The following is a 25980-nucleotide window of genomic DNA, read 5'->3' as shown; positions in this document are numbered from 1 at the left end:
CGCCGCGTTCGGCTCGACGCCGCCGCCGCCACTGGCTAGAGATAAGCGCAGGAGATTCCTTTCCTTCCGCCCAGTGCCTCGGCCTTGGGTCGTTCTTCCTCCCCGGGACGGTAGATGGAGGGGATTCCCCGGATGCTCGACCCGAGCGGACTTGTTAGGAGGAACACATGGACTCGCTGGTTACGACGGAATGGCTCGCGAACGAGTTGGGCGCGAACGACCTCAGGATCGTCGACGCCACCTATTTCACGACCCTGCCCGGCGAAGCGCCGCGCGATGCGGCGGCGGAATATGAGGCGGCGCATATCCCCGGCGCGGTATTCATGGATCTCGCAGATATCTCCGACACATCGAATCCCCTGCCCTCGATGCTGCCCCCGCCCGAAAAATTCGCCAGCCGCATGCAATCGCTCGGTCTGGGCGATGGCAGCCGCGTCGTGCTGTACGACAATGCCCCGCACCACACCGCCGCGCGCGCCTGGTGGATGCTCCGCCTCTTCGGCGCGCATGATGTGGCGATCCTCGACGGCGGGCTCGCCAAATGGCAGGCCGAGGGCCGCGATGTCGCAAGCGGCAAGGAAAGCCTGCGCCACCGCCACTTCACCGTCTGGGCGGACGACAAGAGCGTGCGCACCCTCGACCAGATGAAGGCCAATCTCGACAGCGGCGCGGAACAGGTCCTCGACGCCCGCTCCACCGCGCGCTTCACCGGCGAGGAGCCAGATCCCCGCCCCGCCACCCATGCCGGGCACATCCCGGGATCGAAGAACCTGCCCTATGGCCAGCTGTTCAACGCCGACGGCACCTGGAAGCGGGGCGAAGCGCTGAAGGCGGAATTCGACAAGGCCGGTGTGGATTTGGCCAGGCCGCTCGTCATGACCTGTGGGTCGGGCATCACCGCCTCGGCCCTCGCCTTCGGTGCGCACCTGCTCGGCAACGAAGCCGCCGTCTATGACGGCAGCTGGTCCGAATGGGGCGCGGACCGGTCAACCCCCAAGGCAATGGGAACAGTGTGAGCGATAATGAATGAGTGACAAGGACGGCTACCCCAAGGGCGACGCGACCCGCGTCGTCTCGGCCGGACGTCGGCCTGAATGGACCCAGGGGATCGTCAATGCGCCGGTATGGCGTGCATCGACGATCCTCTACGGTTCGGTCGCGGAGCTCCGCGCGGCAGGCGGGCGCGATACGCATCACCGGCTGTTCTACGGCCGGCGCGGTACCCCGACGCAGTGGTCGCTCGCCGATGCGCTGACCGATCTGGAGCCGGGCGCCGAGGCGACCTTCCTCTATCCCTCGGGCGTGGCGGCAATCGCCGCGGCGCTGCTGTCGGTGCTGTCGCCCGGCGACGAACTGCTGCTGCCCGACAGCGCTTACGATCCGACCCGGTCGATGGGCACCGGCCTGCTCAAGCGCATGGGCATCGCGACGCGCTTCTACGATCCGCTGATCGGCGCCGGCATCGCCGACCTGATCGGCGACAAGACGCGTGCGATCCTCATGGAAAGCCCTGGCAGCCTGACGTTCGAGGTGCAGGATATTCCCGCTATCGTGGCCGCAGCGAAGGCGCGCGGCATCGTGACCCTGCTCGACAATACCTGGGCGACGCCCCTGTTCTTCCCCGCGATCGAGCGCGGCATCGACCTCTCGATCCTTGCCTGCACCAAATATATCGTCGGCCATTCGGACGTAATGCTCGGATCGGTCACCGCCGCACCCGGCCATTTCGCGAAGCTGCGCGATACCAGCTTCCAGCTCGGCCAGATCGCCAGCCCGGACGATTGCTGGCTCGGCTCGCGCGGCCTGCGCACGCTCGCCATCCGCCTTGCCCAGCACCAGTCCAGCGCGCTGAAGATCGCGCATTGGCTGAAGGCGCAGCCAGAGGTTGCGGCGGTGTTCCACCCCGCTTTGCCGGACTGCCCCGGCCACGACCTGTTCCTGCGTGATTTCAAGGGATCGACCGGGCTTTTTTCCTTCACCTTGAAGGACGCGACCGAGGAAGCGCGCTCCGCGCTGATCGACGGGCTCGAGCATTTCGGTATCGGCTATAGCTGGGGCGGGTTCGAGAGCCTGGCGCTGCCAGTCGACCCGGCACGCTATCGCACCGCCACCAGGCGCCGCGATCCTGGGCTGCTGGTGCGGTTGCAGATCGGCATCGAGGATCCGGACGACCTGATCGCGGATCTCGATGCGGGGCTCGAACGGTTCCGGACCGCGCTGGCATGAATTCGGTCGCCGCCTGGCTGCGCGCGCAGGGGCTGGCGACGATTTCGCAGAGCATGGTGAACGAGGCTGCCATCGCTGGCGGGCTGGTGCTCGCCGCGCTGGCCTGCAGTGTGATGATGGGTCGATTCGTCGGGCCAATCGCGGAGCGGGAATGGAAGCAGCGGCTGGGGCACCATGCCGAGGGCGTGGGCGATCGGCTGCACCGGATATTGCGCCACGGCACCGCTGCCCTGCTGCTGGCCATCCTGCTCAACGCGGCGTCCTGGCCGCCGCTTGCGGGTGCCCCGATCGGGCTCGCGCTAGGGGCAGCAGTTGGGCTCACCAGCGTTTCGATTCTCCGTGGCCTCGGCATTCAGCGCTACATGGCCTGGATGGTGGCGGCGATCCTGTTCGTTGCGATCTTCAGTCACGCCGTCGGGGGGCTCGAGCCGATAACGCGAGTCCTCGAACGCATCGGCTTCGACATCGGCAAGCGCCGCTTTTCGCTGCTGTCACTCATCATCATCGCCGTCACGGCGGTCGCGCTGTTTGCCGGGGTGCGGCTGGTCAACCGCGCGATGGCGCACTGGATCGCCGGTTCGCGCGGCTTCGACCCGACGCAGAAGCTGCTCGCGCAGAAACTCGCGGCCATCGCGGTCGTCACCATCGCCTTCTTCATCGGCATCGACCTGCTCGATATCGACCTCACGGCGTTCGCCGTCTTCTCCGGCGCCTTCGGCCTCGCGATAGGCTTCGGCCTGCAAAAGACGATCGGCAACCTGATCGCCGGGATCATCCTGCTGATGGACCGCTCGATCAAACCGGGCGACGTGATCGTCGTCGGGGAGAGCTTCGGCTGGGTCAACCGCATCGGCATCCGCGCGGTTTCCGTGCTCACGCGCGACGGCAAGGAGCATCTGATCCCGAACGAGAACCTCATGACCAACGAGGTCGAGAACTGGTCCTATACCGACCGCAACGTACGCGTGCGGATTCCGGTGACGGTCGGCTATGGCTGCGATCTGAAGCTCGCCCAGGAACTGATGCTCCGCGCCGCGACCGAGAGTCCGCGGGTGCTCAACAGCCCCAAGTCGAACGTCTGGCTGACCGGTTTCGGCGAAAGCGGGGTCGAACATGACATCCTGGCCTGGATCAGCGACCCCGAAAGCGGCGTCGGCAATGTCCGATCCGACGTGCTCAACCGGCTATGGTGGCTGTTCAAGGAACATGGGATTCAGATCCCCTTCCCCCATCGCCAGGTCCATATCAGCCAGGATTTTCCCCCGGCAAACCCGTTGTCCTGACGTCCCGCCACTGTTGCGCAGGTGCAACATGCTCCGCAAACCGGCGGGCGTGTGACAGAATTATGTTGTGCGCTGCAGCGCATTTCGGCAATCTTTCCTTACCGAACGGAAACATTGGCACAGGGTCGTTAAACGACCCGCCAAAAGATGCCTCGTCCACTCGGCCTGCAGGTGGGGACCCGTTTTCATATCGAAAGGGATACCCATGCGCTTTTCCACGATCAGCCTCAGCGCGCTGATGCTCGCCTTCGCCACGCCGGCCCTCGCGCAGGAAGAAACCGCGCCGCCACCGGCCATCACCGTCACCGGCGGTGCCACCGTCGTATCGGACTACCGTTTCCGCGGCATCTCGCAGACCGACAAGAAGGTTGCGCTGCAGGGCACCTTCACCGTGAGCCACGAGTCAGGCTTCTACGCGACCGTCTGGGGTTCGACGATCGACGACTATATTGCTGCCGGCAGCGATCAGGAACTCGATCTCATCCTGGGCTATTCGCACACCTTCGGCAACGGCGTGAAGCTCGATGGCGGCGTTCTCTATTATTACTATCCGGGCGGTGGCAATGCGCCGACCGACTTCGTCGAGCCCTATGTCTCCGTCTCCGCGACAACCGGTCCGGTCACGGGCAAGGTGACCGCAAACTACGCACCGAAGTCGAACGCGCTCAGTGTCGGCAATGGCAAGGAAGACAACCTCTATCTCGCAGGCGATCTTTCGGCGTCGATCCCCAAGACGCCGATCGGATTGACCGCGCATCTCGGCCACACCTTCGGCCCGAGCTACCTCTCGATTGGCGACAGCTATACCGATTGGGGCCTCGGCGCGACGGTGACCTGGAATCACCTGACCCTGGGTGCGAGCTATGTGGACACCAACAAGGACGTGTACCTCGGCAACCGGAACCTGAGCGGCTCCGGTGTGGTCTTCTCGCTGGGCGCTTCCTTCTAAGCACTTCGTCAAGGGTGGAAGGGGACGGCTCGCGCCGTCCCCTTTTGCTTATCTGTTCGCAGCAATCAGCGCCTTGGCCGCGGCCGACTGCGGCGAGGTGATGAGGGCGTCGGACGGCCCTTCCTCGACGATCCGGCCAGCCTCCATCACCGCGATCCGGTGACACAGCCGGCGCGCCACCGCGATATCGTGGGTGATCATCAGGATCGCGAGCCCGCGAGTCCGTTGCAGCCGCTCGAGCAGCTCCAGGACCCGCCCCGCCACCAGCACGTCAAGCGCTGAAGTCGCCTCGTCGAGGATCAGCAGATCGGGCGACGCGACCAGCGCCCGCGCGATCGCAACGCGTTGCGCCTGCCCGCCGGACAGGCCCGCCGGGCGCCGATCGGCAAAGGCAGCGCCCAGCTCGACCGTTTCCAGCGCCTCGATCGCGCGGATGCGACATTCGGCGGTGGTCAGCTCTGGCATCAGGTGACGCAACGGCTCGGCGACGCTCTCCGCCACCGTCCATTGCGGGTCGAGGCTCGCCGCCGGATCCTGGAACACCGCCTGCATGCGCGCGCGATGGTCGCGTCGCATCGCCCCGCGCGGCGGCAATGCATCGCCCCGCCACATCACCGCGCCGCCGTCGCACGGCCCGATCCGCCCGATCGCCCGCGCCAGGGTCGACTTGCCCGAGCCCGAGGCACCGACGATCGCCAGCGCCTCGCCTTCCGCCAGCACGAACGATGCGTCATCGACCGCCACGATCCGCCCGCCGCGCCAGCCAGGTGCGCGAAAGCCGACATGAATCCCACGGGCTTCGATCAGGGTCCTGCCTGTCGCCGGCAGGATCGGCACTGGATCGTCCAGCCCAGGGCAGGCCGCAATCAGCGCCCGCGCCGCATCGCTCGCCGGATGCGTCATGACGTCATCGGCGGAGCCTGCCTCAGCCACCTTTCCTTCCTCCAACACCACGATCCGGTCGGCATGGCGCGCCACCAGCGCGAGATCGTGGCTGACCATCAACAGACCCAGCCCGTCATCGCGAAGCCGCGCCAGCGCCTCCATGATCGCATGACGCAGATGCGCATCGAGTGCGCTGGTCGGCTCGTCGGCAATGAGGAGCGACGGCCCATGCGCGATGGCGGCGGCGATCAGTACGCGCTGGCGCTCGCCGCCTGACAATCGATGCGGATAGGCGTCGAGCTTCGCCTCAGCCCTGCTCAGCCCGACCCGGTCGAGCATCGCCGCGAGCGCCGCCCGATCCGGCCGCGATCCGCCCAGCGCCATCGCCGCCTCGGTCAGTTGTGCACCGATCTTCAGATGGGGTGTGAGCGCGGTCAGCGGATGCTGGAACACGAACCCGGCGCGCGCGCGGATCGGGCGGAGATCGGCTTCGCTAATGCCGATCAGTTCGCGCTCCTCGAAGCGGGCCGATCCGCTTGCGATGCCGGCGCTCAGACCGAACGGTGCAAGGCAGGACAGGCTCTTGCCCGACCCCGACGCGCCGACCAGCGCGGTGCAGCGGCCGGGTTCGACCGCAAAGCTCATGTCATTGACCAGCGGCATTCCGCCGATCTCCACGCCCAGCCGCTCGACTGCGTACAGCGTCACCGCGCGAGCCGGTCGCGCAGGCGCTCGCCCAGCGCGGTCAAAGCGAGGATCAGGCCGACCAGCACGCCGCCCGGCACCAGCAGCGCGAGCGGTGCGACGTCCATGTCCTCTGCCCCGTCATGCACGAGGATGCCGAGCGAGGTCAGCGGTTCCTGCACGCCGAGTCCGAGGAAGGAGAGGAAGCTCTCGACCATCACCACCTGCGGCACGGTGAGCAGCAGATAGGCAAGCGCCACGCCCGCGACATTGGGCAGCACATGCCGCAGCAGGATCGCGCCAGACGGCGCCCCGGCCGCTTCCGCCGCGAGCACGAACGGCCGGTGGCGCAGCGCCATCACCTGGCCGCGCACCACCCGCGCCATGGTCAGCCACTCGACCGCGCCGATGCCGAGAAAGACCAGCACGATCGACCGACCGAACACGACCATCAGCAGGATGACGACGAACATGAAGGGCAGCGCGTAGAGCGCATCGACCACGCGCATCATCGCCTCGTCGACCCGTCCGCCGACCCAGCCGGCGATCGCGCCCCAGGCAGTGCCGATCAGCAACGCGACCAGCGCCGCTGCCGCCGCGACCGTCAAGGTGATCCGCGTGCCGATCAAGGTCCGCGCCAGCAGGTCGCGCCCGACGCTGTCGGTGCCGAGCAGATGGCCGTGCGTGAAGGGCGCCGCGCGTACGCCGTTCCAGTCGATCTGATCATAGCTCCAGGGCAGCGCGAACGGCAGCAGCAGCGCCGCCAGCACCACCGCGACGATGGTCCACCCAGCGATCTTCATCCGCGCACCCGCGGATCGAGCCAGCCATAGGCAAGGTCGGCGATCAGGTTGAAGAGCAGGATCAGGCCCGCGTAGAGAATGACGACCCCCAACACGAGCGGATAGTCGCGGTTGAGCGCGCCCTGGACGAAATAGCGGCCGAGGCCGGGCAGGCCGAACACCGTCTCGATCACCACCGCGCCGGTCAGCAAACCCGCGGCGGCAGGCCCGAGATAGCTCACCACCGGCACCAGCGCCGGCCTGAGGGCATGCCGCCACAGGATGGCGCGTGGCGTGAGGCCCCGCGCCCGGGCGGTGAGCACATGATCCTGCGCCAGCGCCACCGCCAGCCCTGCCCGCGCCAGTCGTGCGATCGCACCCGCGACCGGAAGGGCCAGCGCGACCACCGGCAGCACCAGCGACGCGGCGCCGTCCAGACCGGAGACGGGCAGCACCTGAAGCCACAGCGCGAAGACCAGGGCAAGCGCCGGGCCGGTCACGAAGGTGGGGATTGCCGTCAGTAACGTCGCGACCGTCATGATCGCCCGGTCGGCCCAACCGCCTGCGTGAGTCCCGGCAAAGGTCGCGGCGCCGATACCAAGCGCCAGGGCCAGCAGCAACGCCAGGCCGCCGAGAGTGAGCGACACCGGCAGCCCCTGCCCGATCAGCGCACCGACGGTGAAGTCCTTGTAGACCAGGGAAGGTCCGAAATCGCCGGTCAGCACGCCGCCGAGATAGCGCGCGGCCTGTTCGGGCAGTGGCTTGTCGAGACCGTAAGCGGCCGCGAAGGCGGCGCGGGTTGCGGGGTCGAGCGGACGCTCGCTGTCGAACGGGCTTCCCGGCGCCGCGCGCATCAGCACGAACGACAGCAGGATGACCGCGAGCAACGTCGGAATCGCGGTCGCGAGCCTGCGGATCAGGATCGCGCGCATGAAACTCTACTCTCCCCCGCTTCAAGATACCGTGTTCGTACCTCATCCGCAGACGGGTTTGAATCATGCTGTCTGCCGTCGACTTCGACGATCAGCTTGGCGGACCGCGAAACGAAGTCCTCTATCGGCACCTGCCGATTGAAGCGAGCGCCGGCAACTTTGCGCGCTCTGAGACAAGCCCACAACAGGCGTTCGGCATCCGTCGCGTTGGCGCGCAATTCGCGGGCGCGGAGCGTCGGTCTGCCGTAGCCCTTGTCCAACAAGCCCTCCCCCGACCCCTCCCGCGAGCGGGAGGGGAGATTCGACTAGGGATTCGCCGTCGCGGCGCGGGCGTCCTGGCCGTCGCCTTCGGGGGCGGCGACGATGTCGCGGGTGGTCGAGCCCTTGTCGACGACCGTCGTGCCGGGATCGCCCACGGCCGAGCGGATGCCCGGATCGGCAGCCTCGGAGCCGGCCGCGTCGATCGTCGCGCTTTCCGAGGCGGAGCGTGCCGACTTGCCGCCGAACAGCGCGTCGAGCGCCTGGGCATTGGGGCTCACGTCATTGGCGCGCGCCGCGCCCGGCTGGGGCGGGGTCAGCGAGAAATCGGGCGGGATCACCAGAGGCGCCTGCCGGGCGACGGCGAACTCGTCGGGGCGGGCACGGTCCATGCCGCCATGGCCGCAACCGGCGAGCAGGGCTGCCAGGCCAAGCCCGGTTGCGATCGACACCAACTTACGCATTCATATTCTCCACTGAAGCACGCCCTGCCCGCGGCTTGTCGCGCACCAGGAGCGCTCGCACAAGCAGGATGAGCACTCCTATCGTAATCGCCGCATCGGCGACATTGAAGACCAAAAAGGGGCGCCATGCCCCAATGTGGAAATCCGCGAAGTCCACGACATAGCCGAACCGGATGCGATCGAGGATATTTCCGACCGCGCCGCCGAGCACCAGGCCGAGCGCAACCTGGTCCTGCCGGTTCGGCTCGCGCAGCATCCACACCAGCACGCCGACTGCGATCGCCGCGGTCAGCGCGACCAGGGCCCAGCGCATCGCCTCGGTATCGGCATGCAGCAACCCGAGCGACACACCCCGATTGGCGACAAAGCGCAAGGTGAAGAAAGAGGTGATCTCCCGCCCCAGACTCGACGCATCCAGGCGAAGCACTTCGGTGATGCCGTATTTGGTGGCCTGATCGACCACGAACAGGACGGCGCCGGTGACGAGGCCGACAAGCGGAAGCTTCTTCATCGCGAAACGACCTTTGCGCAGCGATCGTCGAGCGCGCCATCTTCCGCGACGTCGGGCAGATGGCGCCAGCAACGGCCGCATTTGTGGAAAGCGGTGCGGGTGACCGACACGGCATCGCCGGTCGTGACCTTCGCCACAATGAAAAGTTCGGCCAGCGCCTCATTCGACAGGGGCGATTTCGGGACGACCACTTCGGCCTCGAGGCTGGAGCGCACGATCTTCTCGCGGCGCAGCGGTTCGATCGCCTCGGTCACCTGGACGCGGAGCGCGCGGACATCGGCCCAGACCGTCGCGACCGCATCGTCGCCCGGCAGCGCGGGCAGGACCGGCCATTCGAGGAAATGCACCGATCCCTGATCGTCGGGATAGCGCTCCTGCCACACCTCTTCCGCGGTGAAGCAGAGGATCGGCGCCGCGTAGCGGACCAGCGCGTGGAACAGGATGTCGAGCACCGTGCGATAGGCGCGGCGCTTCGCATCGTCCGGCGCGTCGCAATAGAGGCTGTCCTTGCGGATATCGAAGAAGAAGGCCGACAGGTCTTCCTGCGCGAAATCCGTGAGCAGCCGCAGATAGCGGTTGAACTCGTAATTCTCGGTCGCGGCCTTCAGCTCGACATCGAGCCGGCCGAGCAGATGGAGCACGTAGAGCTCAAGCTCGGGCATGTGCCGCGTGTCGACCTTCTCCGCATCGCTGAACCCGTCGAGCGCGCCGAGCAGATAGCGGAAGGTGTTGCGCAGCTTGCGATAAGCGTCGCTGGTCGTGCTCAGCACTTCCTTGCCGATGCGGACGTCCTCGAAATAATCGGTCTGCGCGACCCACATGCGCAGGATGTCGGCGCCCGATTCCTGGATGATCTTGAGCGGATCGACGACATTGCCGAGGCTCTTCGACATCTTGCGCCCCTGCCCGTCCAGCGCGAAGCCGTGAGTCAGCACCGCATCGTACGGCGCACGCCCGCGCGTGCCGGCGCTTTCCAGCAGCGACGACTGGAACCAGCCGCGATGCTGGTCCGAGCCTTCGAGATAGAGATTGGCGCGGACGCCCTCGCCGTAACGCTGCTCGATCACGAAGGCATGCGTCGAGCCCGAATCGAACCAGACGTCGAGGATGTCGGTGATCACCTCATAGTCGTCAGCGCGATATTTCTTGCCGAGCAAAGCCTGATGGTCGGCCGCGAACCACGCGTCCGCACCGCCGGCCTTGAACGCGTCGACGATGCGCGCATTGACCGCCGGATCGTTGAGATACTGGCCGGTCACGCGGTTGACGTAGAGCGCAATCGGCACGCCCCAGGCGCGCTGGCGGCTGATCACCCAGTCGGGGCGCTGCTCGACCATTGCGCGGATGCGGTTCTGGCTGCGCGCGGGCACCCAGCGCGTCCGCTCGATCGCGTCGAGCGCGATCTCGCGCAAGGTCGGCGCATTGCCGACGCCGTGGCCGAGCATCGGCGCGAAGCCGACATCGGCACCAAGCTCGATCGGCTCGGCGACGGCGAGATCCTGTTTGATCTCGTCCATCGGGATGAACCATTGCGGCGTCGCGCGGAAGATCACCTTGGCCTTGGACCGCCAGCTATGCGGATAGCTATGCGGGAAGTCGTCCGATGCGGCGAGCAGCGCCCCCGCCTCCCGCAGATCGGTGCAGATCGGGCCGTCCGAGGCGACGAACTTCTTGTTGATGACGCTGCCCTGCCCGCCCAGCCACAACCAGTCGGGCCGGAACATGCCGGCGCCGTCGACCGCGAAGACCGGGTCGATGCCGTGCGCCTTGCACAGCAGGAAATCGTCCTCGCCGTGATCCGGGGCCATATGGACCAGACCGGTACCGGCGTCGGTGGTGACGAAATCGCCTGGCAGGAACGGGCGGGGCTTGGCGAAGAAGCCGCCGAGCTTGTGCATCGGATGGCGGGCGACGGCGCCAGCGAGCTGTGAGCCGCTGTACATTCCCGCCAGACCACCCTCACCGGATTGAGGTTCGTAGCCCCAACGCTCCATAGACTTTGCTTGGCAGCCAAAGGCGACAAGGAATCTCCGACCTCCAAACTCGACCAAGTCGTAAGATAGCTCAGGCCCATAGCTCAGCGCCTGGTTCACCGGGATCGTCCAGGGCGTGGTCGTCCAGATCACCGCATGGGCGCCAACCAGCTCCGGCGCGTTCGGCGCCTCGATGATCTCGAACGCGACATCGATCTGGGTCGACACCACATCCTCATATTCCACCTCGGCCTCGGCAAGCGCGGTCTTCTCGACTGGCGACCACATCACCGGCTTGGCGCCGCGATAGAGCTGGCCGCTTTCGGCGAACTTCAGCAGCTCGTTGACGATCGCGGCTTCGGCCTCGAACTTCATGGTGAGGTACGGGTCTTCCCAGTCGCCCATCACGCCGAGCCGCTCGAACTGGACGCGCTGCACCGCGACCCATTTCTCGGCATAGGCGCGGCATTCGGCGCGGAACTGGGCGACCGGCACCTGATCCTTGTCGAGCTTCTTCGCGCGGTACGCTTCCTCGACCTTCCATTCGATCGGCAGGCCGTGGCAATCCCAGCCGGGCACGTACGGCGCGTCCTTGCCGAGCAGCGACTGGCTGCGGACGATGATGTCCTTCAGCACCTTGTTCATCGCATGGCCCATATGGATGTCGCCATTGGCATAGGGCGGGCCGTCATGCAGGATGAAACGCTCGCGCCCCTTACGCTGTTCGCGCAGGCGATCGTACAGGCCGATCTTCGCCCAGCGCTCGAGGATAGCCGGCTCCTTCTGGGCGAGGCCGGCCTTCATGGGGAAATCGGTCTTCGGGAGGAAGACGGTGTCGCGATAGTCGGGTGCGTCGGTCATGAGTGAGCGGGCTTTAGACGAGAGGATGATGGGTTGAAAGACCCGCGCCACGAGAGCCGTCGCCATGACGCGGTGTTGGAGCGCCTGTAATTCGGCAGTCCATCCTTGGACTCCGCAAGTTCGCGCGGCGGAGCGTGGCAAATATTCGCGGAATTATGCGACCCACCTGTGAGAGGGCCGAAATCGAGCGCTATTTCCGGCCTGCGGAATCTTTTCGCGGCGATGGGGCATCGCGATCTTGCAACTCGCGGACTAACCTTCACGTGACTGCGTGATGAGCCGGGCAGCATTGAGTGCCGCAAGTAATATTTATGCGAGGGGTATCGGATTTTCTTCATGCTGTACTTCGGGCCTGGTCCGGTCGACCCGCCAGCCATAGCGACATGACTCCGATGCGTGAATCGACAGCCGCGACTCCCGAAAGAAACATCCGCCCCGGCCGTTAAGCCTCGCTTAGGCATGATTCGCCGGAACCGCGGCCCCTCGGCGCTCGTCTAGCCTGTTCAATTGCCCGAACGGGAGCGCGAGATGACGATGACAGGCGGGGACGAAATAGCCGTACTCGCACGCGAGACGATGGGCCTGGGCGAGCGCTCGCTCGAGGCGATCGAACGCAACATCGCGCAGGCGACCCAGGGCGGCCGGTGGGACGAGGTGCAGAAATGGTGCCGCGTGCGACTCCGCATCCACCGCATGTGGCAGGAGCAGCGCCGGGACGACGAACTCTATCTCAGCAATATCCGCCGGGGCGTCCACCCGGGGCTGCGTGCAGTTTGAGGGCGGCCCCCGGGGCAGGCGATCGGAGGTACGAGCTTAAAGCCCCTCTCGCACAAGCGGAGAGGAAATGAAATGTATCAACCCGCCGCCTCAGGCTCCGGCGCCGGCATCAGCGCATTGTCCTTGTCGTTGGCGCGCCGATAGGCGTCGCGCGTCGTGATGCGTTCCGCATAGGCGGCGAACGCGTCGCGCTTAGGCAAGGTGCCGAACTGGACGCCCCAGACGACCTGCGAGCCGACATAGACGTCAGCCGCGGTGAAGCTGTCGCCCGCGATATAGGGATGCGCCGACACCGCCTTTTCAAGCGTGTCGACCGCGAGATCGTAATTGCCGTATCCCGCCGAACGCTGCTGCTGTTCGTTGGGCGCAAAGTTCATCGACTTGTTGGTGACCGCCTGCTCGACCGGACCCGCCGCATAGAAGAGCCAGCGGTAATAATCGGCGCGATCGGCGGTCGGCGGCGCGAGGCCGGCCCCGGGAAAGGCATCCGCCAGATAGGCGCAGATCGCGGCGCATTCGGTGACGACATGTCCCTTATGGACAATCGCCGGCACCTTCCCCATCGGGTTGATCGACAGATAGGGTTCCTGCTTCATCGTCGAGGCGTAATCGAGCACCACCGTCTCATAATCGGCGCCGCTCTCTTCGAGCATCCAGCGCGCGATCCGCCCACGCGACATCGGGTTGGTGTACAAAATCAGGTCCGCAGCCATCTCGTCCTCCCATTGTGGTTCCTGCCGACTCGCCTTCGCAGAACATAAATGGAACATGGCAAGCGAACGGCGTCAAGGTCGCCCCTGACGCCGGTCGGAAAATTCGTGCTGAACGTCGAATCGCTACCCTCAGGCGGCGACGACGCTGACCTTCGAGACCTTGCTGTTGCTGTGCGACAGGCGCTTCAGCTCGGGCATCGTCTTCATCATTTCGGCGACCATCGAGTCGCGATTGCCGCTCTTGAAGGTCGCACCGAGATCTGGCGCGATCGCCATATAACCGGCGAGCGCATAGCGACGCGCGGTTTCCTGCGCCTTGGCGTCCGCACCGGCCTGATCGGGCATCACCACGACCACGCCCAGATTCGCCTTGCCGCGCGGCGAGGCGAAATAGCCGTGGAGCATCTTGCCGCCACGAAGCGCGTAGCGGAGGTTGCGGGCGTTGAGGCGCGAATCATCGGCCGCGGCAAAGGCGGAGCCGGCAAAGCCAAGCACACCGAAGCCGGCGACGACTGGAGCGACCGAAAGCGCGGCCATGCGGCGCATGACGCCGCGACGACCGACTGGCGTACGGCCCAGCGCCTCGAAACCCACAACGGGCTGATCGTTGATATCTGGCATGGTGACTCCCCTAACGCCGCCCCTGTGCGGATTAACAAAAGCGTAACCTCAAGAGGGCCGCGATACAACCAAAACGAAGGGATTTTACGCCAGCAGGCCCACGCGTTCTTGTTGGGACCTAACTATCTGTTTTTCACAATACTTTAGGAGGCGGGCGATCATCCTGCCTCGGCCATGACTTGGGCGCGCTTCTTCATCGCGTGCCGCCTTTGTATCATTATCGCACGCGCGTCCGGGCAAAATGCGCGCCGGCAGACGCCTCAGGCCGCGCGGTACCACCATATGCCGGCCTGCACGTCCTTCACCGCCCTGCCCTCGACCTCCAGCCGGCGGAGATGCGCCAGCGCCTCGCCCGTCGCCATGCCGAGCATGTCCTGCCCGATCGCGCGGCGGAACAGCCGGCCGAAGCAATCGACCGCGCGGCGCGGTTCGGCGAGGAAGACCTCGAGTTCGTCGAGCCGTTCGCGGTGCTCGCGATCCATCGCATCGAGCCTGGCATGGAGCCCGGTGAACGGGTCGCCATGCCCGGGCAGGACCAGCAGGTCGTGCGGCAACAGGCGGAGCCTGGCGATCGAGGCGAACCATTCGCCGAGCGGATCGCCCTCGGGCTCGGTCACGCCGAGCGAGACATTGGGGCTGATGCGCGGCAGGACCTGGTCGCCCGCGATCAATACGCCGGCCGCCTCGTTCAACAGGCAGGCATGCTCGGGGCTATGGCCCGAGCCGACCACGACGCGCCACGCGGCATTGCCGATCGTCATGCTGTCGCCATCCTTGATGCGGCGATAGCTGAGCGGCATCGGCGTCACGATCCGACGGAAACCGGACCAGCCGCGCGCTTTGGCGTGGTCGACCTGTTCGTCGCTCCAGCCGGCGCCACGCCAGAAGGCGATCATTTCGTCGGGCACGACATCACGCGCATCGAGCAGGACCGAGCGCAGGGTGAGCCATTCGCCCCGCGTCATCACCAGCGGAGCCGCATGGTGCGAACACATCCAGCCGGCCAGGCCGACATGGTCGGGGTGGAAATGCGTGCCGATCATCTGCGTGATGCGCGTGCCCGCGAGCGGCCCGCGGAACACGGTCTTCCAAGCCTCGCGCGCGTCGGGCAGGTTCATGCCCGTATCGACCAAAGCGACTCCGCCTTCATCGTCGACCAGCCAGCAATTGACGTGCTTGAGCGGCCCCGGAACGGCCAGCCGCACCCACTGGATGCCAGGCGCCACCGTCATGACGTCACCCGCCGCCGGCTCGCGACCGCCGAACGGATAGGTCAAGCCCTTGTGGCTGGTGGGGACGAAGCTTTCATCCGCGACGAACGCGGCATCGGAGCGGGAAGCGGTTGCCATAGGTTGCGACTAGCAACGGAATGACGGGCGAGTCACGCGGCAAATGCGACAACGCATTGCGTCACCCCGGACTTGTTCCGGGGTCCATCGTTCCGCAAACGCAACACCGGTTGCTTTTGCGGATACATGGATGCCGGAACAAGTCCGGCATGACGCCAGTGGTAATTGCCGCTCCGATATCCGGCGCCGGCACCCGCCTCAACGGCGGAACAGGCTTTCCGCGGTCGGCTCGCTGGGGGCTGCTTCCTCGCCCGCTTCGGCCGCCTCCGCGTCGCGCGCGAGCTGGTCGCGCTGGGCACGCAATTCGGTGATCAACGCCTCGCGGTCGCCCTCGAGCCGGGTATCGACCGGCGCCTCGAGACCCGCAGCCTTGGCTGCCTTCGCCACCGCGGCGTCGAGCTCGCGCTGAGTCGTCAGGCCCAGGGTCACCGGGTCCTTCGGGGTGATGTTGGCGATGTTCCAGTGGCTGCGATCGCGGATCGCGGCGATGGTGGTGCGGGTGGTGCCGATCAGATTGCCGATCGCGCCGTCCGAGATCTCCGGATGGTTGCGGATGATCCAGGCGATGCCGTCGGGCTTGTCCGAACGCTTTGAAACGGGCGTGTAGCGCGGGCCCTTGGTACGGCGGACCTGATCCGGGCCCTTCAGCATGACGAGGCGGTGGTCGGGATCGGCCTGGCCTTTCTCGATTTCGTCCTGGGTCAGCTCGTGCGCGCGGACCGGGTCGCGGCCGGTCAGCTTGGTCGCGGCGGTGTCGTCGGCGATGGCCTGGATCTCGAGGATGTGCAGGCCGCAGAACTCGGCGATCTGCTCGAAACTGAGCGAGGTGTTGTCGACCAGCCAGGAGGCGGTCGCGTGGGGCATGAGCGGCTGGGCCACCGGGAACTCCTTAAAAGCACTAAGAGCGCAAACAATAAGGGCCGCCCCTTTCGGAGCGGCCGCACAATGATGATGACTTAGTCGCCCTTGAGCGGAGTGGCAAGGCTCACGCCGCGATCGCCTCGTCCCCGTCGACCGGCACCAGCGCGCTCAGGAACTGGCGGGCGCTCGCTTCCCAGGTGAAGCTGCGGCCATAAGCGGCGCAGGCCGCACGATCCCTGGTCAGCGCACGCGCGATCGCCGCGGTCAGATCGTCGTCCATCGCGCCGACCGTGTCGGTCAGGACGTCGACCGGGCCGGTGACGGGATAGGCGGCAACCGGCACGCCGCAGGCGAGCGCCTCGATCATCACCAGCCCGAACGTATCGGTGCGGCTGGGGAAGACGAACACGTCCGCGCTGGCATAGGCCGAAGCCAGTTCGGCGCCGAACCGGGGGCCGAGGAACTTCGCCTCGGGATAGCGCGCCTCGAGCGACGCGCGCGCCGGGCCGTCGCCGACGACGATCTTGGTGCCGGGATGGCTGCTCGCCAGGAACGCCTCGATATTCTTCTCGACCGCGACCCGGCCGACATAGAGCTGGATCGGGCCGGGCAGCGCGGCGAGCGCCGGATCGGGCCCGACCGCCGTCGAGAAGGTCGAGAGATCGACGCCGCGGCCCCAATGACGGACCTTGCCCAGGCCATGTTCCCGGAGCGTCGCGGCGATCGATGGCGTCGACGCCAGGATCGACTGGGCCGGCGCGTGGAACCAGCGGATATAGCGCCACACCCATTCGGGGTTCACCCCGGTCCGCGCCGAGACATAGTCGGGGAACTGGGTGTGATAGGCGGTGGTGAAGGGGAAGGCGTTCATCAGGCACCAGCGCCGCGCGGCGAGGCACACCGGCCCCTCGGTCGCGAGATGGATCGCCTGCGGGTTGAAATCGGCGAGCATCCTGCCGACCGCATGGGTCCGGGCGAAGGCCAGGCGGATCTCCGGATAGGTCGGGCAGGGCATCGAGTAGAACAGGTCGGGCGAGACGACCATCACGACATGCCCCTGCCGTTCAAGCTCGGCGCGCACGGCTTGCAGCGTCCGCACCACGCCGTTCACCTGGGGGGTCCACGCATCAGTGGCGATCGCGATACGCACGCTCGTCAGGCCGCCAGCATCTCGATCTTCGCCGCTTCCCGTTCGGCGATCTCGTCGGGCCAGTGGAGCAGCTCCATCCGCCCGTCGAAATGTTCGACGAGCGCATTGCAGCCCTCCACCCAGTCACCGTCATTATAATATTCGATGCCGCCGATGTTGCGGAATTCGGCGGTGTGGATGTGCCCGCACACGACGCCGTCGACGCCACGCGCGCCGGCCGCCTGAGCGATCACTTCCTCATAATTGGAGATGAACTCCACCGCGTTCTTCACCTTCGCCTTGGCATGCTTCGACAGCGACCAATAGGGCAGCTTGAAGAAGCGGCGGTACGCGTTCACCAACCTGTTGAGCGCCATCATGAATTCATACGCCACGTCGCCGACGTGCGCGAGCCATTTGTGCGCGAGCGTGATCGCGTCGAATTCGTCGCCGTGCAGCACCAGAAGGCGGCGGCCATCGGCGGTTTGATGGATCGCGTTGCGGCGGATCGACACGCCGCCGAAATCCAGCCCGGTGAACTGGCGCACGACCTCGTCGTGATTGCCGGGGATGTAGATCACCTCGGTGCCGCGCTTGGCGCGCTTGAGGATGCGCCAGACCACGTCGTTGTGCGACGCCGGCCAGTAGAATTTCTTCTTGAGCCGCCAGCCGTCGATGATGTCGCCCACCAGATACATCCGCTCGCTGTCGACATGGTCGAGGAAGTCGATCAGCATATCGGCGTTGCAGCCGCGCGTGCCGAGATGGATATCGGAAATCCAGATCGTGCGATATTTGCGGCGCTCGGTGACCTCGCGTTCCGGAATCGATGGCTTGGAATGTGCGAAGTCGGCGAAATCGGCGATGCTGTTATCCATCGCGATTTTGGTGATGGCGTCCATCTTGGCAATATCCCGCAAAGCCCCTGATGGACCTGCGCTATGGCCGCTTTATGTTACAGCTTGATTCCCGTTATGTGAAAGGCGGGTTACGCTTTCATCGCAATATGATGCGGCTCGGCCGCGACCCGGGCGAGCCAGAGCCGGACGGCGGGGTAGCGCGAAAGGTCGAAACCGCCCTCCTCCGCGACATGGGTATAGGGATAGAGCGCGATATCGGCGAGCGTCAGCCGGTCGCCGATGAAGAAGGGCGTCTGGGCCAGATGGTCGTCCATCAGCTCGAGGGCGGCTTCGCCCGCCGCCTGCTTGGCCGGAATCTGCGCGCGCTGCAGGTCGTTCAAGCCGGCCTCGCCGATGAACAGGCGCCAGAAGCGCAGAGTCGCGATGCTGGGCTCGTGATTATACTGCTCCCAGAACATCCAGCGGAACATGTCGGCGCGGTCGTAGCGGTCGTGCGGGATCAGATGGGATCCGTCGGCGAGATAGAGGCAGGCCGCACCGCTTTCGGGCAGATAATCGTCGCCGACCTGGAGCACCGGGATTCGGCCATTGGCGTTGACGCCGCCCAGGAACGCCTCGGACCGGGTCTCGCCTTTCATGATGTCATATTCGCGGCGTTCGAGCGGGATGCCGAGATGCGCGGCGGTGAGCCTGATCTTGTAGCAGTTTCCCGACGCGGCATATTCGTGGAGGATCAGGCTGGACATGTGGCGCTCCCCTTTGTTGCCGCCTTCATGGCGGCCCCGCGCCGAGCGTCAAATCAAATGCAGCGGGCGATTGACAAGCAGCCCTTGTCGATCGCCCGTGCGCGCGACGGCTACCTGCGTCAAACCAGGTCGTGATTGGCTGAAATCCGACTTTCGAACGCATATTGCGATCCTTCTTGGGAACGTTCACAATACGCCTTGCCACTGCCAGCGATGGATGAACATGCCGATCAGCGCCGCCGCAACCTCGACCGACGCCACGGCACCAGCGAAGAGCCACTATGTTATTCTCGACGGCCTGCGCGGCGTCGCATCGCTTCTGGTGGTCGTCTTCCACCTGTTCGAAGCCTATGCCGGCAACAATCCGCAGAAGCAGATCATCAATCACGGCTATCTGGCAGTCGACTTCTTCTTCCTGCTGTCGGGCTTCGTGATTGCGTACGCCTATGACGATCGCTGGGGACGCATGGGACAATGGGCGTTTTACAAGCGGCGATTGGTCCGGCTCCAGCCGATGGTGGTGCTGGGCAGCGTGATCGGCGCGGCACTGTTCCTGTTCCAGGACTGGACCATTTTCCCGAAGATTGCGGGTAGCTCCACCTGGCAGGTCATCCTCGTCATGCTGATCGGCTGCGCGATGATCCCGCTGCCCAAATCGGCGGACATCCGCGGATGGGATGAAACCTACCCGCTCAACGGCCCGGCATGGTCGCTGTTCTACGAATATTGCGCCAATGTCCTGTACGCGGTCGGGCTGCGAAGGCTGTCCAATCGCGGCCTCGGCGTGCTGGTTGCGCTGTCCGCGGTTGCGCTCCTGCTCCTCCTCGTCCTTGGCAAGCGGGGTGATCTGATCGGCGGCTGGTCGCTCGACGCCCAGGGCATCATGATTGGCTTCACGCGCGTGATGTTCCCGTTCTTTGGCGGCATCCTGCTGATGCGGCTCGGCAAGCGGATCCGGCTGCCCGGCGCTTTCTGGCTTTGCAGCCTGATGCTGATCGTCGCCCTGTCGCTGCCTCGCTTCGGGGGCACCGAGCGGCTCTGGGTCAACGGGCTGTACGAGGCCGGCTGCGTGATCCTGCTGTTCCCGTTGATCGTTGCGATCGGCGCTGGTGAGAAGGGGGCCGATGGGCCGTCGGTACGGGTCGCGCGGTTCTTCGGCGACTTGTCCTATCCGCTCTACATCACGCATTACCCGCTGATCTATATGTACACCGGTTGGGTGATCGACCGAAAGATCCCCCCTTCGCAGGGGGCATTGGCTGGACTGGGCGTGTTCATCCTTGCCGTCACGGTGGCGTATGCGTCGCTCAAGTTATTCGACGAGCCGGTCAGGCGCTGGCTCGCGTCGAGGCTTTTGACCAGGCGGACCTAGTTCGCAACCTCCGCTACAGGGCCGGTAACCGCATGGCAGCTTTTGCGGACCCATAGCGTTTCGAACGAGGTGAGTCCGACTGGCCCTGGAAGCCTAGATCAGGTCGAGCGCCTCGCGGCGGCGGCGCAGCGCGCCGAGTTCGAACCAGCCGATGCCGGCCGCGGCGACCACGAACAGCCAGCCCCACAGATGATTCCACCAGGAATAGGCGAGCAGACTGAGCGGCTTGTCCGCGGGGAATTTCATCTGCTTCAGATAGTCGTCGGTGACGGGCGCCGCGATGAACTCGGTCGGCGTCTCCATATAGATGACATGGCCGTAATCCTTGCGCGGCACGAAGGGCATGCCGAGAATATCGGTCTCGATGATCGAATAGCCGAACCGCAGCGTCGTCGGCAGCTCGTAGGATTCCCGTCCCTCGACAGGGAGGGTGGCCTTCGGCGCGAAGGACGGCCGATGCCGCAGCTTAATGATGTGCACTCCGAACGTGTCGAGGCTGGCATTGAAATGGGCCGGCCCCTTGCCCGCCGGGATCTCGGCGCCGGCAATCACCCACGCCCGGTCGCCGATGATGAGGGGACGATCGGACAGGAGCAGCACCGTCACGACCGCGAGCACCAGCATGCCGAGCAGCACGCTGCGGATCGTCTCGTCGCGCCTGATCACGGGATGTTTCTTAGCCATATTCTTCCCCCAAAAAACGAGCCGGCGCCTACTCCATCGTCAGCACGATCTTCCCGACATGGTCGCCCGATTCCATCCGCTCATGCGCGGCCGGTGCCTCGGCAAGCGGATAGGTCCGGTCGATCACCGGCCTGAGCTGCCCCGCCTCGACATGCGGCCAGACGGTGCGCGCCAGCTCGTCGGCAACCAGGCTCTTGAACGCTGTGTCGCGCGGGCGCAGCGTCGAGCCGGTCAGGGTCAGGCGCCGGCGCATGATCTCGAAGATCGGGATCGTCGCCATCAGCCCGCCCTGCACCGCGATCGAGACATGGCGGCCGTCATCGGAGAGACATTGCAGATTGCGCGGGACATAATCGCCGCCGACCATGTCGAGCACCACCGCGACGCCCTTGCCGCCGGTGATCGCCTTCACCTCGGCGACGAAATCCTGCGTCTTGTAGTTGATCGCATGATCGGCCCCCAGGGCCTTTGCCGCGGCGCATTTCCCGTCCGATCCGGCGGTGACGATGATGGTCAGGCCGAACAGGTTGGCGAGACCGATCGCCATCGTGCCGATCCCGCTGGTGCCGCCATGCACGAGCACCGTGTCGCCCTCGCTCGCGTAACCGCGCTCGAACAAATTGGTCCAGACGGTGAAGAGCGTTTCCGGCATCGCCGCCGCCTCGACCATCGACAGCGCCTCGGGCACATGCAGGCACTGGCCGTACGGCGCGACGGCATATTGGGCATAGGCGCCGCCGGTTATCAGCGCGCAGACCGGCTGGCCGACCAGCTCGGGCTGGACGCCCTCCCCCACCGCGACGATCGTGCCGCTGACTTCCATGCCGAGGATCGAGGGTGCACCCGGCGGCGGCGGATACAGGCCCTTGCGCTGCATCACCTCGGGCCGGTTGACGCCGGCGGCGGCGACGCGGATCAGCACCTCGCCCCCGCCGGGTATCGGCACGGGGCGCTCGACCAGGCGCAACACCTCGGGCCCGCCGGGAGCCTCGGGGTCGATTGCCTGCATCACCGTCGGAATGTTAACCATAGAATCCGCCCGCCCCCCGTCGCGGAATAGCCCGGCCTTATTGACATCGCGGCCTGCCGGGTCAACGTTCCATGCCATGGACCCGGACGAGATTCTCGCGCGAAAAGCGGGCGATCCGCTTACCGAGCTTGCACGGCAAGACCTCGATCCCCTGTCGGTCGAGGAATGCCAGGCACGGATCGAGGCGCTCGAGGCTGAAATCGTCCGAACGAAGACCCGGTTGACGCGCGCCGTTAACCACAGGGCAAGCGCCAACGATCTATTCAAGCGATGAGCGGCGAGGCTCCGGCACGGCGATCAGGCCGGAGCGTTCGTCAAGTGCTTGATGCGGGCGCCCTGCCTTCCGACATAAGAGGAAAGGGCCGTCCGTCTCGTTGCGGTCCGCATGGAGTAAACTAATGCCTTCTTTCGCATCCGCGCTGGAAACAACCCTCCACAAGGCGCTTGAAGCCGCGTCCTCGCGGCGCCACGAATATGCGACGCTCGAACATCTGCTGCTCGCGCTGATCGACGACGAGCATGCCTCCAAGGTGATGACCTCGTGCGGGGTCGACCTCGAAGAGCTCAAGGCAACCGTGGCCCATTATCTCGATACCGAGCTGGAAGCGCTGAAGGTCGATGCCGCGACCGACCCCTCGCCCACCTCCGGCTTCCAGCGCGTCGTCCAGCGCGCGATCCTCCACGTCCAGTCCTCGGGCCGCGACGAAGTGACCGGCGCGAACGTGCTCGTCGCCTTGTTCAGCGAGCGCGAGAGCTATGCCGTTTATTTCCTCCAGCAGCAGGACATGAGCCGCCTCGATGCCGTCAGCTTCATCTCGCATGGCGTCGGCAAGGGTGGCGCCGCCCCGGAGCCGCGCGAAGTGAAGGGCGCCGAGGAAGAGAAGACCCAGAAGCCCGAGGGCAAGGGCAAGAGCGAAAGCGCGCTCAAGCAGTTCACCGTCGACCTCAACGAGAAGGCGAAGAACGGCAAGGTCGATCCGCTGATCGGCCGCGGCCCCGAGGTCGATCGCACCGTGCAGATCCTGTGCCGCCGCTCGAAGAACAACCCGCTGTACGTCGGCGATCCGGGGGTCGGTAAAACGGCGATCGCGGAAGGCCTGGCGCGGAAAATCGTCGAGGGCGACGTGCCCGAGGTGCTGCTGCCCGCGGTCATCTATTCGCTCGACATGGGGGCGCTGCTCGCCGGCACTCGTTATCGCGGCGATTTCGAGGAGCGGCTGAAAGCGGTCGTCAACGAACTGGAGAAGCTGCCCGACGCGATCCTGTTCATCGACGAAATCCACACCGTGATCGGTGCGGGCGCGACCAGCGGCGGCGCGATGGATGCGTCCAACCTGCTCAAGCCGGCTCTGTCGGGGGGCACGATCCGCTGCATCGGATCGACCACCTACAAGGAGTTCCGCAACCACTTCGAGAAGGACCGTGCGCTGCTGCGGCGCTTCCAGAAGATCGATGTCAACGAGCCGACGATCGAGGACACGGTCAAGATCCTGACCGGGCTGCGCAGCGCGTTCGAGGACCATCACAAGGTCAAATACACCCCCGACGCGATCAAATCGGCGGTCGAGCTGTCGGCACGCTACATCAACGACCGCAAGCTGCCGGACAAGGCGATCGACGTGATCGACGAGGTCGGCGCGATGCAGATGCTGGTGCCGCCGAGCAAGCGCAAGAAGACCATTACGACGCGCGAGATCGAAGCCGTGATCGCGACGATGGCGCGCATCCCGCCGAAATCGGTCTCGGCCGACGACACCAAGGCACTGGAAAGCCTCGACACCGATCTCAAACGGGTCGTGTTCGGGCAGAATGCCGCGATCGAGAAGCTCGCCTCCGCGATCAAGCTCAGCCGGGCTGGCCTGCGCGACCCCGACAAGCCGATCGGCAATTACCTGTTCACCGGCCCGACCGGCGTGGGCAAGACCGAGGTCGCGCGTCAGCTTGCCTCGATCATGGGCATCCCGCTCCAGCGCTTCGACATGTCGGAATATATGGAGCGCCATTCGGTCAGCCGGCTGATCGGTGCGCCTCCCGGCTATGTCGGCTATGATCAGGGCGGGTTGCTGACCGACGCGGTCGACCAGCAGCCGCATTCGGTATTGCTGCTCGACGAGATCGAGAAGGCGCATCCGGACCTGTTCAACATCCTGTTGCAGGTGATGGACAACGGCAAGCTGACCGACCACCACGGCAAGACCGTCGATTTCAGGAACGTCATCCTGATCATGACGACCAATGCCGGCGCGTCGGACATGGCCCGCGAGACGCTCGGCTTCGGCAATCTCTCCCGCGAGGGCGAGGACGAGCAGGCGGTGCAGAAGATGTTCACGCCGGAATTCCGCAACCGGCTCGATGCGATCGTGCCGTTCGGATATCTGCCGCCGGAAGTCGTGGCGCGGGTGGTGGAGAAGTTCATCCTCCAGCTCGAACTTCAGCTGGCCGACCGTCATGTGCACATCAGCCTGGACGACGACTCCAAGGCGTGGCTGACCACCAAGGGCTATGACAAGCTCTATGGCGCGCGGCCGATGGGCCGGCTGATCCAGGAGAAGATCAAGCAACCGCTGGCCGAGGAGCTGCTGTTCGGCAAGCTCGTCCATGGTGGCGAGGTGAGCGTGAAGATGAAGGACGGCGCCCTGGCGTTCGAGATCGTCCCCGCGCCGCCCAAAAAGCCGAAGAAGAAGGGCAAGGCGGAAAGCGTCGACGCCAAATAAGCGTCAGTCCACCCGATGAAGAGGCCGCGGCAGCAATGCCGCGGCCTTTTTCATATCAGGGCAGGTAATAGCCGGGGCTGGTCTGGACGACGACCGTCACGGTCGTGCCGCCCTGCATGGTGACGGTGGAGGGCACCGGCGGTGGCGGTGGTGGCTGATAATGAACGGGTTCCGGCGGCGGAGCGCAGCCATAGCGGCCGCAGGCGCGCAGCTCCGCCTCGCGTTCGCGGGCAAGGCGCCGCATCCAGCGGTCGCGCGCGATCGCGGCGGAGGCCTGTTCCTCGGTGCTCGCCCAGGCATCTTCGCGGCAATCCCGGTCGCCCTCGCAGATCCGGTTCACGGCGCGCTCGACGCGGCGATGGAGTTCCGCGACGCCGGCGCTGGTCGAAAGGTCGAGATCGATGGCAGGAACGGCGATCGAACGGGTTTCGTAGCGATCATACGCATGGGCCATCGTCGTCAGCCCCGCCATCGCGGCGAACAGCAGCAATCCCCGGATCATGGTCCGTCTCCTACCGTCGAAGATGGTTAACAGTAGAAGCGCGGGCAGGCGGAAAGACAAGCGTTACCCCTGTCCCGCCTTCGGACAGCGGCCTATCCGCGGACCCAGCCGATCGCCGGATCGTTCATGTCGACCGCCTCACCCAGTTCCCACACCTCGGGATAACCGTAGCCGACCAGGTTGACGAAGGTCTGGATATTGAGCGCGAGCTGGATCGACTTGGTCATCACCGGTGCGACATTGTTCCGGAAATTATTGTTGCAATAGATGTAGATCGGCCTGGTACGGTCGGTCCCCACGACCTGCGCGAGGCTCTCTGCGGTAAAGTCGGAAAAGGGCAGGTTCACCGCGCCTTCGATGTGCCCGCGCCGGAACGCCTCGGCCGAGCGCGCGTCGAGCAGCAATGCCCCTTCGGCGGCGGCACGCTGGCGGAATTCCCCAAGGCCGAGCAGCCGTTTCGCGCGATAGGGGCCGACCTTCTTCGTCAGGGCGACATAACCCGAATAGTCGATCAGCGGATTCGCGCCGAGCGCGATCGGCGTCGGCTCCCGCGCGCCCGCAGGAGAAGCGGCGGCAAGCCAGGACAGGCCGATGATGAGGACAAAAGAGATACGCATGGCGATCGCTCCCGAAACTGATCTTCCGGGTGCGCCCTCCGGGCTTGATCGGGGCTGAACGGTCGGTGGCCGATTGGGGGCGGAGAACTGGCCAAAGACCAAATCTCCGACTCGAAATTAAGATGGGTGATATCAATCAATGCATACGACAACGCGTGCGGGACCCAGCGGGCATTGCTAGTCATGACGTCCGGTTG

The 25980-nt window shown here is 65.5% G+C and carries 26 protein-coding genes; 8 read left to right on the top strand and 18 right to left on the bottom strand.

Annotated features, from left to right (window positions below):
* The first annotated feature begins 167 nt into the window (after positions 1-167).
* From sseA to AC1RT8_RS09205, 4 genes are all read left to right on the top strand, one after another.
* Complete coding sequence (gene sseA, locus AC1RT8_RS09220) at positions 168-1016, top strand: 3-mercaptopyruvate sulfurtransferase (protein ID WP_493075310.1); 849 nt, start codon at positions 168-170, stop codon at positions 1014-1016.
* A 10-nt stretch (positions 1017-1026) separates the two neighbouring features.
* Positions 1027-2226: a cystathionine beta-lyase gene (metC, locus tag AC1RT8_RS09215; RefSeq protein WP_493075309.1), complete on the top strand. Its 1200-nt coding sequence runs from the start codon at positions 1027-1029 to the stop codon at positions 2224-2226.
* Positions 2223-3509 carry a mechanosensitive ion channel family protein gene (locus AC1RT8_RS09210; RefSeq protein WP_493075308.1) on the top strand — a complete coding sequence of 429 codons (1287 nt, stop codon included), beginning with the start codon at positions 2223-2225 and terminating at the stop codon, positions 3507-3509. Before metC ends, AC1RT8_RS09210 begins: the two co-directional genes overlap by 4 nt.
* 205 nt (positions 3510-3714) lie before the next feature.
* Positions 3715-4458, top strand: coding sequence for a TorF family putative porin (locus AC1RT8_RS09205; RefSeq protein WP_493075307.1), 744 nt, complete (start codon positions 3715-3717; stop codon positions 4456-4458).
* Positions 4459-4506: 48 nt separating this feature from the next.
* Here AC1RT8_RS09205 and AC1RT8_RS09200 read toward each other — a convergent pair whose 3' ends face one another.
* From AC1RT8_RS09200 to ileS, 7 genes are read right to left on the bottom strand one after another with little or no spacing between them, the layout of a single operon-like run.
* A complete protein-coding gene (locus tag AC1RT8_RS09200; RefSeq protein ID WP_493075306.1) occupies positions 4507-6051 on the bottom strand; it encodes an ATP-binding cassette domain-containing protein in 1545 nt (514 codons plus the stop codon).
* Positions 6048-6830, bottom strand: coding sequence for an ABC transporter permease (locus AC1RT8_RS09195; RefSeq protein WP_493075305.1), 783 nt, complete (start codon positions 6828-6830; stop codon positions 6048-6050). Before AC1RT8_RS09195 ends, AC1RT8_RS09200 begins: the two co-directional genes overlap by 4 nt.
* Complete coding sequence (locus tag AC1RT8_RS09190) at positions 6827-7741, bottom strand: ABC transporter permease (protein WP_493075304.1); 915 nt, start codon at positions 7739-7741, stop codon at positions 6827-6829. Before AC1RT8_RS09190 ends, AC1RT8_RS09195 begins: the two co-directional genes overlap by 4 nt.
* Complete coding sequence (locus AC1RT8_RS09185) at positions 7726-8001, bottom strand: endonuclease domain-containing protein (protein ID WP_493075303.1); 276 nt, start codon at positions 7999-8001, stop codon at positions 7726-7728. The genes AC1RT8_RS09190 and AC1RT8_RS09185 overlap by 16 nt, the downstream gene beginning before the upstream one ends.
* A 45-nt stretch (positions 8002-8046) precedes the next feature.
* Positions 8047-8463, bottom strand: coding sequence for a DUF3035 domain-containing protein (locus AC1RT8_RS09180; protein ID WP_493075302.1), 417 nt, complete (start codon positions 8461-8463; stop codon positions 8047-8049).
* On the bottom strand, positions 8456-8974 hold the full coding sequence (gene lspA, locus AC1RT8_RS09175; protein WP_493075301.1) for a signal peptidase II: 519 nt from the start codon (positions 8972-8974) through the stop codon (positions 8456-8458). The genes AC1RT8_RS09180 and lspA overlap by 8 nt, the downstream gene beginning before the upstream one ends.
* Positions 8971-11808: an isoleucine--tRNA ligase gene (gene ileS, locus AC1RT8_RS09170; protein WP_493075300.1), complete on the bottom strand. Its 2838-nt coding sequence runs from the start codon at positions 11806-11808 to the stop codon at positions 8971-8973. The genes lspA and ileS overlap by 4 nt, the downstream gene beginning before the upstream one ends.
* A 528-nt stretch (positions 11809-12336) precedes the next feature.
* On the opposite strand from ileS, the gene AC1RT8_RS09165 reads away from it, so the two are divergent.
* Complete coding sequence (locus AC1RT8_RS09165) at positions 12337-12585, top strand: hypothetical protein (protein WP_493075299.1); 249 nt, start codon at positions 12337-12339, stop codon at positions 12583-12585.
* Between the two features lie 77 nt (positions 12586-12662).
* On the opposite strand, the gene AC1RT8_RS09160 is transcribed toward AC1RT8_RS09165, so the two are convergent.
* From AC1RT8_RS09160 to AC1RT8_RS09130, 7 genes are all read right to left on the bottom strand, one after another.
* Positions 12663-13298 carry a glutathione S-transferase family protein gene (locus tag AC1RT8_RS09160; protein ID WP_493075298.1) on the bottom strand — a complete coding sequence of 212 codons (636 nt, stop codon included), beginning with the start codon at positions 13296-13298 and terminating at the stop codon, positions 12663-12665.
* Positions 13299-13427: 129 nt separating this feature from the next.
* Positions 13428-13919: a dienelactone hydrolase family protein gene (locus AC1RT8_RS09155; RefSeq protein WP_493075297.1), complete on the bottom strand. Its 492-nt coding sequence runs from the start codon at positions 13917-13919 to the stop codon at positions 13428-13430.
* A gap of 260 nt (positions 13920-14179) precedes the next feature.
* Complete coding sequence (locus tag AC1RT8_RS09150; RefSeq protein WP_493075296.1) at positions 14180-15268, bottom strand: MBL fold metallo-hydrolase; 1089 nt, start codon at positions 15266-15268, stop codon at positions 14180-14182.
* Between the two features lie 198 nt (positions 15269-15466).
* Entirely contained in the window at positions 15467-16147 is a 681-nt protein-coding gene (locus tag AC1RT8_RS09145; RefSeq protein WP_493075295.1) for a cell cycle transcriptional regulator TrcR, read from the bottom strand.
* A gap of 106 nt (positions 16148-16253) precedes the next feature.
* Positions 16254-17279, bottom strand: coding sequence for a glycosyltransferase family 4 protein (locus tag AC1RT8_RS09140; RefSeq protein WP_493075294.1), 1026 nt, complete (start codon positions 17277-17279; stop codon positions 16254-16256).
* 5 nt (positions 17280-17284) lie between these two features.
* Complete coding sequence (locus tag AC1RT8_RS09135) at positions 17285-18160, bottom strand: UDP-2,3-diacylglucosamine diphosphatase (RefSeq protein WP_493075293.1); 876 nt, start codon at positions 18158-18160, stop codon at positions 17285-17287.
* An 86-nt stretch (positions 18161-18246) separates the two neighbouring features.
* Positions 18247-18864, bottom strand: coding sequence for a glutathione S-transferase family protein (locus AC1RT8_RS09130; RefSeq protein ID WP_493075292.1), 618 nt, complete (start codon positions 18862-18864; stop codon positions 18247-18249).
* Positions 18865-18961: 97 nt separating this feature from the next.
* On the opposite strand from AC1RT8_RS09130, the gene AC1RT8_RS09125 reads away from it, so the two are divergent.
* A complete protein-coding gene (locus AC1RT8_RS09125; protein ID WP_493075291.1) occupies positions 18962-20236 on the top strand; it encodes an acyltransferase family protein in 1275 nt (424 codons plus the stop codon).
* 93 nt (positions 20237-20329) lie between these two features.
* Here the strand turns inward: AC1RT8_RS09125 and AC1RT8_RS09120 are convergent, their stop codons facing one another.
* Both AC1RT8_RS09120 and AC1RT8_RS09115 read right to left on the bottom strand, forming a co-directional pair.
* Positions 20330-20920 (bottom strand): hypothetical protein, encoded by a 591-nt coding sequence (locus tag AC1RT8_RS09120; RefSeq protein ID WP_493075290.1) that lies wholly within the window; start codon positions 20918-20920, stop codon positions 20330-20332.
* 28 nt (positions 20921-20948) lie between these two features.
* The gene (locus AC1RT8_RS09115; protein WP_493075289.1) at positions 20949-21950 is read right to left on the bottom strand and encodes an NAD(P)H-quinone oxidoreductase; all 1002 of its coding nucleotides are present in this window, start codon (positions 21948-21950) and stop codon (positions 20949-20951) included.
* A gap of 76 nt (positions 21951-22026) precedes the next feature.
* On the opposite strand from AC1RT8_RS09115, the gene AC1RT8_RS09110 reads away from it, so the two are divergent.
* Together AC1RT8_RS09110 and clpA are read left to right on the top strand one after the other, a co-directional pair.
* Entirely contained in the window at positions 22027-22224 is a 198-nt protein-coding gene (locus tag AC1RT8_RS09110; RefSeq protein WP_493075288.1) for a DUF1192 domain-containing protein, read from the top strand.
* A gap of 124 nt (positions 22225-22348) precedes the next feature.
* Complete coding sequence (gene clpA, locus AC1RT8_RS09105; RefSeq protein WP_493075287.1) at positions 22349-24664, top strand: ATP-dependent Clp protease ATP-binding subunit ClpA; 2316 nt, start codon at positions 22349-22351, stop codon at positions 24662-24664.
* A gap of 55 nt (positions 24665-24719) precedes the next feature.
* On the opposite strand, the gene AC1RT8_RS09100 is transcribed toward clpA, so the two are convergent.
* Positions 24720-25166: a UrcA family protein gene (locus tag AC1RT8_RS09100; RefSeq protein ID WP_493075286.1), complete on the bottom strand. Its 447-nt coding sequence runs from the start codon at positions 25164-25166 to the stop codon at positions 24720-24722.
* A gap of 92 nt (positions 25167-25258) precedes the next feature.
* Positions 25259-25783 (bottom strand): rhodanese-like domain-containing protein, encoded by a 525-nt coding sequence (locus tag AC1RT8_RS09095; RefSeq protein WP_493075285.1) that lies wholly within the window; start codon positions 25781-25783, stop codon positions 25259-25261.
* Positions 25784-25980 lie beyond the last annotated feature (197 nt).

The sequence above is a fragment of the Sphingomonas sp. GW821-FHT10F11 genome (assembly GCF_058809095.1).
The sequence above is the reverse complement of the archived record's forward strand: the minus strand, read 5'-3'. Positions and strand labels throughout refer to the sequence as shown.